The sequence below is a fragment of the Synergistales bacterium genome, assembly GCA_021736445.1.
Taxonomy (GTDB): domain Bacteria; phylum Synergistota; class Synergistia; order Synergistales; family Aminiphilaceae; genus JAIPGA01.
Window position 1 is genome coordinate 1 of the sequence record JAIPGA010000103.1, and the last position, 7677, is coordinate 7677.

Sequence of the window (7677 nt, forward strand, 5' to 3'; positions counted from 1 at the left end):
GGTGGTGTCCGGCGTCAGCGGATAGTGTCCCCCCAGCAGCTTGACGCCCCAGGCCCCTTCGTCCAGGGAGTGCCGGAGCCTGTTGTCGATCTCGGCATCGGTGAACCCGGTCTTGCCTCCCTCCTCGCCTCTGGTGAAGGCGTCGAGGCAGGCGATGTGCATCCCCGATCCGTGGTCCCTGACATTCTCGATGATATCCGCCACAGGTCCGGCCATGTCGAGCGCCGTGACGACCCCCTCCCGGGCCATCATGCGCAGCCCCGGTGCGCCGCCGATCCAGGAGGAGACGTGCATGTGGGGGTCGATGATCCCCGGGACGATCCACCGTCCCGCCGCATCGACCACCTGGGCGGCGTCGGTCGCATCAAGCTCTTCCCCCACCTCGGCAACCCGGCGCCCGTCAAGGCCGATGTCTCCCTTCCCGTCCCAGCCTCCGGCCGGGTCGATGATCCGTCCGTTTTTGATGAGCAAGGTGTAGTGCATGGTCTTAGCCCCCCATGTAGAGATCCGGCAGCCAGGTGGCGATCTGGGGGAAGATGAAGAGGAAGACCAGCACCACCAGGTCGGCGATGATGAAGGGCAGGACGCCGCTGAAGACATCCTCCACACTGACGTCCTTGCCGGCCACCCCCTTCAGTGCGAAGGCGTTCAGCCCCACCGGCGGTGTCACCGCGCCGATCTCGGCCATCTTCATGGCCACGATGCAGAACCACACCGGGTTGATGCCCAGCTTGACGATCACCGGGAAGAAGATGGGAAAGGAGAACATGAAGAAGGCCGAGGCGTTCATGAACATCCCCAGGAAGAAGAGGATGATCAGGATGAGGATGGTGACCATCATGGGGGAGACATCCATCTGGATGATCGCCTGGGTGAGGTTCGACGGCAGGCGGGTGACCCCAAGGACGCGGCCGAAGTAGAGGGCTCCCACCATGATGGCGAAGATCATGGAGGTGGTCTTGGCCGAATCCTTCAGCGCCTCCCGGATCACGGAAAACTGCTTCAGCTCACCCTTCCAGACCCCGATGAGCAGCGTGAGCAGCGCCCCGACCGCCGCCGCCTCGGTGGGCGTGAAGACCCCCGAGTAGATGCCGCCGAGGACGATGAAGATGAGGACGATGATCGGCCAGATGCGCACCGAGTAGCGTAGCTTCTCCGCAAAGGAGTAGGTGGGCAGATTGACCGCCCTGGGCATGATCCTGGGGTTCGTAGAGGCCCGGTAGATGATGGAGGCCGTGTAGACCGCCGCCGTGAAGAGCCCCGGGACGATGCCCGCCATGAAGAGCAGCCCCACGGACTGGTCGGTGATGATGGCCAGGACGATCAGCACGCCGCTGGGCGGGATCAGCGAGGCGAAGGTGCCGGCCGAGGCGATGCAGCCCAGGGAGAAGGCCTTGTCGTATTTGAGCGCCCGCATCTCCGGCAGGGCCAGTTTGCCGAAGACGGCGGCACTGGCCAGCGAGGAGCCCGAGACGGCGCCGAAGACGGCGCTGGCCCAGCAGGTGGCCACCCCAAGCGAGCCGGGGACCTTGCGGGACCATATCTGGATGGTGTCGTAGGCGTCCTTGGCGAATCCCGCTCTGGCCGCGAAGGAGCCCATCAGAATGAAAAGGGGGAGCACCGTGTAGGTGGGCGTGGCGATGCCGTGGTAGATGGTCTGCCCGATCATGGCCACGGCGGTGTCGAAGCCCATCAGGACGGCGGTCGCTCCCAGACCCACGGCGAAGAAGATGATGAAGATATGGGCCCCTGTCATGAGCAGGACCAGAAAGGCGAGGATGGTCAGTACTCCAATGGACATGTCGGTTTGCCTCCTGTTCTGGATACAGTGGAGAGATGCCGGTCCCGGCCTACAGCATCTCCCCGTATCTGCCGGTTTTCAGAATGGAAACGAGGTGTGCCGCCGCCTGGAGCACAAAGAAGAGCGAGCCGATGAAGATGGCGAATTTGACCGGATAGGTGAGCAGCGGCGCCGTGCCGGGCACGGACTCCCCGCTCTGGTAGGCGCTGATGGCGGTGTTCAGCGCGGCGTAGGTGATGACGCCGCCGATGAAGACGGCCAGCAGGTAGTTGAAGGTATTGAGCGCTCTGGCGACCTTGGGCGGCACCCGTTTGATGATGGCGTTGACCTTGATGTGTTCGTCGTTTTCCTCGCAGTGGCCGAGGCCCAGATAGATGATGGCCAGAAAGACGAAGGTGGAAAGCTCCAGCAGTCCCTGGATCGGCACGCCGAAGAAGCGGGTGATGTAGTTGACGGTCAGCAGGATCATGATGATGCTCAGGAACCAGCTGCTCAACTCCGCGAAGAACTGATTGATTTTGACCAGTAGGTGACCCAATGCGTTCTCCCCCTTCGAGAAAGGTGTCTGTCCGCAATGACGGTACTGGACTCGGGATCCTCCTGGCGGCCTGGCGTATGGTATGAAAGCGGGTTCTATAAAAAGGAGGCGGGCGTATCAAGCGGCCCCTGATGCCGCCGGGAGCGTGTCCTTCGAGAATCCGCCATTGCGTGCGGAAGCCGGCCCTGCTGCTTGTCCTGCAGGAGGGAAACAGTATGCTGCCCCGCCTGCGGGGGCGGGGCAGCATAGGGGTGTCGGGTTCCGGTGGTTACTGTTTCGCCTCTTCCATATACATACCGACGTCCTTGATGAACTGATCGCCGTTCTCGACGCCGGCATCCTCGGCCTTCTCGGCCAGTTCCTGCTTCAGCGTGCTGATGATCGGCAGGTTCTGCCAGGTCTTCACGTCCTCCTCGTCGGCCATGACGACCTCTTCGCCCTTCTCCCTGAAGAGCTCGACCTGATTCTGGTACTCGCTGTCGAACATGGGACCGAAGCGCTCGTTCACCTTCTCGACGGCAGCCGAGATCTGATCCTTGGTCTCCCGGGAGAAGCCGTCCCACACGTCCTGGTTGATGGTGTAGGTGAAGGCCAGCCAGAGCCCCAGCTTCTGGGAGGTGAAGGTGTAGGGGGCCACCTCGTAGAACTTCTGTCCCGAGCAGGCGGCGATGTTGGTGAACACGGCGTTGATGGTGCCCGTCTGCATGGCCATGTAGCAGTCGGTGAAGGGGACGGAGACCGGCGTGGCGCCGAGGTCGCCCAGCATCCGCAGGTAGGCCTCGCTGGAGGCGCGGATCTTCATGCCCTTGAAGTCGTCGATGTCGTCCACGGGCTTGGTGGAGCTCAGAGCCAGCGGCGTGGGGAAGTACTGCCAGAGGATCCTCTGGTTGTACTGCTCGATCTCCTCCTCGACCACCGGATAGTTCTTGTACATCCGGTCCATGACCTCTACCTTCTGCATGTGTTTGGGCGGTGACTCCGTGTACACAAGCAGTCCGGAGTGGATGGGCAGCTGTCCGGGGTAGTATGCGGGGTTCACATCGCCGATATCAACAATGCCCATCTTCACGGAATCCAGCACCTCGCCGCCGGCGGCCAGCGATTCGCTGTAGTAGATATCGATCTTGACCTTGCCGTCGGTGGCCTTCTCGATCTCCTCTTTCAGCAGCCGTGCGCCTACGCTCCGGTAGACGCCCCCCGGATGGTGCGTCGAGAGCTTCAGGGTGACCGTGTCATCCGCTGCCAGGGCGAACCCCGCCGCCATGGCGACACAAAAGATAGCCAGTACCGCGATCCTGAGTAGCTTCACACAAATCTCCTCCTCGCTAACTGTTTTGTATACTTACCTGAAAAATCATACAATCTTGCGGTGGGGATTGCAAGATTGTGCTTCCGTTCATTTGCTGGGGTGCGGTGGTTCTCTCCCGGAACAAAACCTTTTCCTTGCATGATCCGCAGGCGATGCCCTAGGGTACGTTGCATCGCAGGGACAACCGCGAAAGACCAAGGGAGGGGTACGATGCTTGCTTTTCTCAACGACTGGTTCGGTGTCTTCCCGATCATAGCCGGCATCCACGGCTTGCTGATGGCCTACGGGGTGCTGCCGAGGAATCCCGGGGATCTGGAGAAGGCGCGGCGGTGGCGCAGGAAGTACGGCAGGCTGATGAAGATCGTGGGGCCTGTGCTGATCGGCTACGGCGTTGTCGATCTTTTGGGGTTCCTGGATTAGCGCCAAAGCGGCGGACAGAGCGGTGCATTGATCGCTGAGGCGGTCCGGAGCGCTGCTCTGTTATCCTCGTAAAATTGAATGCAACGTATACGTCGGAGTCTCTGAAAATACATGGTATACTCGCGGAAAATCCGACGGATCGGAGAGGGGGTGAGGCATGGCGGCCGGAACGAGTACGGATCAGGTGCGCAACCATATTGTCCGGCGCATTCTGGAAGGGGCCCTGTCCCCGGGCCAGCGCCTGCCGGAGGATCATATCGCTGCGGCGCTGGAGTGCAGCCGGACACCGGTGCGGGAGGGCCTGCGGCGTCTGGAGCGGGACGGCGTGGTGGTCTTTGTCCCCGGCGGAGGAGTGCGGTTGGCCGCGCCGACGCTGCAGGAGATGATCGACGCCTACGAGGTGCGCACCGATCTGGAGTGCATGGCGGTGCGCAAGGTGGGGGAGCACCTGACCCCGCTGATCGCCTGCCGTATCCGGGAGCTGACCGATCCTTCCGCGATTGCCGGAGGCCACGAGTTTCCCGACCTGGACGCCCGGTTCCATCTGCGCATCGCCGAGGAGAGCGGCAATGCGGCGCTGCGGGACACCCTGGAGCTGCTTCTGGCGCGGACCACGGTCTATCGGCTGCTCTTCGGCGGGAGTACGAGCAAGGATATCGCCGAGATCTGCGCCGAACACGCCGCCGTTGTCGAGGCGCTGGAGCAGGCCGATGAGGAAGGCGCCGCGGCGCTGATGCGGCGGCACCTGGAGTTCGGTGTGAGCGAGGTGATCGGCGAGGCGAAACGACGGGATCCATCCTGAACGGAGACACCGGAGCGGCGTGACGGCGCTTCGGGAGGGCTCCACCAACCGAGAGAGGAGTGAACAACATGCAGCAACAGGGCGGCAATCTGCAACAGAAGGTCACGGGCGGGGAGATGATGAAGTTTCTCATCCCTTCGCTGACCGGTGCGGTGCTCTTCCTCATGCCGATTCCCACCGACGGGCTGCTCAACACACCGCTGGGGATCGCCATTGACTTCGGCAAGGCGGTCTTCAAGGACTGGCTCCCCTTCCTGGCCATGCTCATCGTCATCGCCGGCAGCCTGGTGACGCTTGTCTCCATCGCCTTCAAGCCTCATTTCATCCGGAAGAACCAGTTTGCCCGGGATCTGTTTATCTGTTCCCCCTTCTGGGCGATCTCCCGGTTCGCCGGCGCTGTCCTCTACGTGATGATCTACTACAAGATCGGTCCGGAGATCATCTGGAACATGGACAACGGCGGGACGCCGGGGATGATCCTGGCTCCGGCGCTGCTGGTGGTCTTCATCATCCTCGCCGGGATCATCCCCCTGCTGACCGATTTCGGCCTCATGGAGTACGTGGGGACCATGGCCCGGCCTGTCATGAAACCGCTGTTTACCATTCCCGGACGGGCCGCCATCGACTGCATGGCCTCCTGGGTGGGCAGCAGCTCCGTCGGTGTGGTCATCACCACCAAGATGCACGACGAGGGCTACTACAGCGACCGGGAGGGGGCGATCATCGCCACCACCTTCTCGGTCATCTCCATCCCCTACATCTATCTGATGGCCGACTTCGTTGGTCTGCCGGAGATGTACTTCCAGATCCTCATCTCCATCTACGCCGTCACCTTCCTGCTGGCGCTGGTCATGCCCCGGATCTGGCCGCTGCGCTCCATGGCCGATACCTACTCCGGAAGGAGCGGCGAGCGCCTCAAGGAGGACATCCCCGAGGGCTTCACCCTCACCCAGTGGGCGCTGCGGGCGGCGGTGGACAAGGCCCGAGACCAGGGGGTCCACACCGTTCTGAGCACCTGCTTCAAGACCTTCACCAATCTTGTGGTGAGCACCATGCCCCTTGTTGTATCATGGGGGACAGCGGTATTGATTGTGGCCAACAGCACGCCGATCTTCGACTGGATCGCCGCGCCCTTCGCCTGGATGCTTGCGCTCATGCAGGTGCCCGAGGCGGTGGGGACGGCGCCGGCCTTCGTGCTGAGTTTCGCCGACCAGTTCCTGGCGGCGGTGGTCGGATCGGCCCGGGAGGCGGCGGTGGCCAAGTTCATGTGCGCAGGCATCTCCGCCACGGGGCTGATCTACATGACGGAAGTCGGGGTGCTGATCATGAATTCCTCCATTCCCCTCGGCTTCGGTCGGCTGACCTTCATCTACCTGGTCCGGGCGGTGGCCACAGTCTTTCTCCTGGCACCCCTGGCCATCTACTTCGTGGGCTAGGTGACGACGGAAACGAGGTGACCGAGTATGGAAGTCCTCACGGTACGACAGGGAAGGGAGACCATCCGGTGGGAGACGGACCTTCCCATGATCCACCCCAGAACATCCAGTGAACAGGTGCCCATGACGAGCCCGGCGGAGGCGCTGGCCTCCCCGATCGGCTCGCCGGGGCTTGCGGAGCTGGCGTCGCAGGCGAGGCATGTGGCCGTGGTGCTGCCCGATGCCACCAGGGGCTGGCAGCGTGTTCCCGATATGGCCGAGCCGCTCCGGGAGGAGCTGGAGCGCGGCGAGCCCAAGGATGTCACCTGGGTGATCGGCGGGGGACAGCACCGTCCCGCCACGGAAGAGGAGATCGACGGCCTGCTGCGACACGCCCGGCGGGAGGACGATCTCGTGGTGGTCCACGATCCCGGTCTGGTGGAGAGCCTCGACTGCTCCACCTCCCGGGGCACCCCGGTGGCGGTAGCCCCCGAGGTGGCCGAAGCGGATCTCGTGGTGGTGGTCGGCGGGATCAACTACCACGACCTGGCGGGCTTCTCCGGCGGCCGCAAGGGTGTCATCCCCGGCGTGAGCGCCACGGGAAGCATCCAGCACAACCACGCCCTGGGGCTCACCGGGGAGGGCTTCCACGCCACCGTCACCGGCGGTGTGCGGGAGGGCAACCCCGTCCACGAGGACATGATGGAATTCCTGAACCTGGTCTTCGGTGAGGATCGGCGGGGCTTTCTGCTCAATACGGTGAACGACCGCGAGGGGACCCCGGCGACCCATGTGGCCGGTGATCCCGTGGAAGCCTGGGAGGAGGGCATCCGCCGTGCGGTGGTCCTGCAGTCGCTCTACGTGGACGCCCCCTGCGGGATGGCCGTGGTCTCCAGCGGCGGCTACCCCCAGGATATCGAGCTCTATCAGTCCACCAAGGCCCTCACCGCCGTCTACGACGCGCTGACCCCCGATGCGGGCATCGTGCTGGTGGCGGGCCTCCAGGAGGGCATGGGCACGGAGATCTTCGGCCACACCATGCGTCTGGCCATGGAGGACTTCCACGCCGCCATGGAGGAGCTGCGGGCGGACTTCACCATCCCCGCCTACATCGCCGTGAAGACGGTCTACGAGCTCCGCGACCGGCGCTGCGCCCTGGTGACCCCGTCGACGGAGGTGGCCTTCCCCGGCCTGATCACCGAGAGCCTCACCGAGGCCGTGGACCATGTACAGGGAGAGGGGCACCCCGATTCGGTGCTCTATGTCCCCTCGGGCAACGTGGTGCACGCCATGGTGGCCGGATAGGCGATCTCTCCAGAGACAAGATGGTAGTGTGAGTGGACAGACTCCGGTTTGCCCGGAGAAGCGAGCCGGCGCTTGCCCCGATCGGGG

8 protein-coding genes are annotated in these 7677 nt (G+C 63.4%); 4 read left to right on the top strand and 4 right to left on the bottom strand.

Features of this window, described 5'->3' with window-relative positions; translation table 11 throughout:
- The 4 genes from K9L28_11130 to dctP all read right to left on the bottom strand — a co-directional run.
- Positions 1 to 483: hypothetical protein (locus K9L28_11130; protein ID MCF7936882.1), on the bottom strand; the 483-nt coding region annotated here is incomplete at its 3' end.
- A 4-nt stretch (positions 484 to 487) separates the two neighbouring features.
- The gene (locus tag K9L28_11135; protein MCF7936883.1) at positions 488 to 1801 is read right to left on the bottom strand and encodes a TRAP transporter large permease subunit; all 1314 of its coding nucleotides are present in this window, start codon (positions 1799 to 1801) and stop codon (positions 488 to 490) included.
- Positions 1802 to 1850: 49 nt separating this feature from the next.
- A complete protein-coding gene (locus K9L28_11140) occupies positions 1851 to 2339 on the bottom strand; it encodes a TRAP transporter small permease (GenBank protein MCF7936884.1) in 489 nt (162 codons plus the stop codon).
- Positions 2340 to 2607: 268 nt separating this feature from the next.
- Entirely contained in the window at positions 2608 to 3648 is a 1041-nt protein-coding gene (dctP, locus tag K9L28_11145) for a TRAP transporter substrate-binding protein DctP (protein ID MCF7936885.1), read from the bottom strand.
- Positions 3649 to 3858: 210 nt separating this feature from the next.
- Between dctP and K9L28_11150 the strand changes: the two genes are divergently transcribed.
- The 4 genes from K9L28_11150 (at position 3859) to K9L28_11165 (ending at position 7590) form a co-directional block, all read left to right on the top strand.
- Positions 3859 to 4068 carry a hypothetical protein gene (locus tag K9L28_11150; GenBank protein MCF7936886.1) on the top strand — a complete coding sequence of 70 codons (210 nt, stop codon included), beginning with the start codon at positions 3859 to 3861 and terminating at the stop codon, positions 4066 to 4068.
- Between the two features lie 157 nt (positions 4069 to 4225).
- On the top strand, positions 4226 to 4870 hold the full coding sequence (locus tag K9L28_11155) for a GntR family transcriptional regulator (GenBank protein ID MCF7936887.1): 645 nt from the start codon (positions 4226 to 4228) through the stop codon (positions 4868 to 4870).
- A gap of 68 nt (positions 4871 to 4938) precedes the next feature.
- Positions 4939 to 6306 (top strand): YjiH family protein, encoded by a 1368-nt coding sequence (locus tag K9L28_11160; GenBank protein ID MCF7936888.1) that lies wholly within the window; start codon positions 4939 to 4941, stop codon positions 6304 to 6306.
- A 27-nt stretch (positions 6307 to 6333) separates the two neighbouring features.
- Complete coding sequence (locus K9L28_11165) at positions 6334 to 7590, top strand: lactate racemase domain-containing protein (protein ID MCF7936889.1); 1257 nt, start codon at positions 6334 to 6336, stop codon at positions 7588 to 7590.
- Positions 7591 to 7677: the final 87 nt, after the last annotated feature.

Excerpts from the sequence above, each read along its gene's own strand:
- K9L28_11135 (MCF7936883.1), bottom strand. The coding sequence starts at position 1,801 with ATGTCCATTGGAGTACTGACCATCCTCGCCTTTCTGGTCCTGCTCATG.
- K9L28_11150 (MCF7936886.1), top strand. The coding sequence starts at position 3,859 with ATGCTTGCTTTTCTCAACGACTGGTTCGGTGTCTTCCCGATCATAGCC.
- K9L28_11155 (MCF7936887.1), top strand. The coding sequence starts at position 4,226 with ATGGCGGCCGGAACGAGTACGGATCAGGTGCGCAACCATATTGTCCGG.
- K9L28_11160 (MCF7936888.1), top strand. The coding sequence starts at position 4,939 with ATGCAGCAACAGGGCGGCAATCTGCAACAGAAGGTCACGGGCGGGGAG.
- K9L28_11165 (MCF7936889.1), top strand. The coding sequence starts at position 6,334 with ATGGAAGTCCTCACGGTACGACAGGGAAGGGAGACCATCCGGTGGGAG.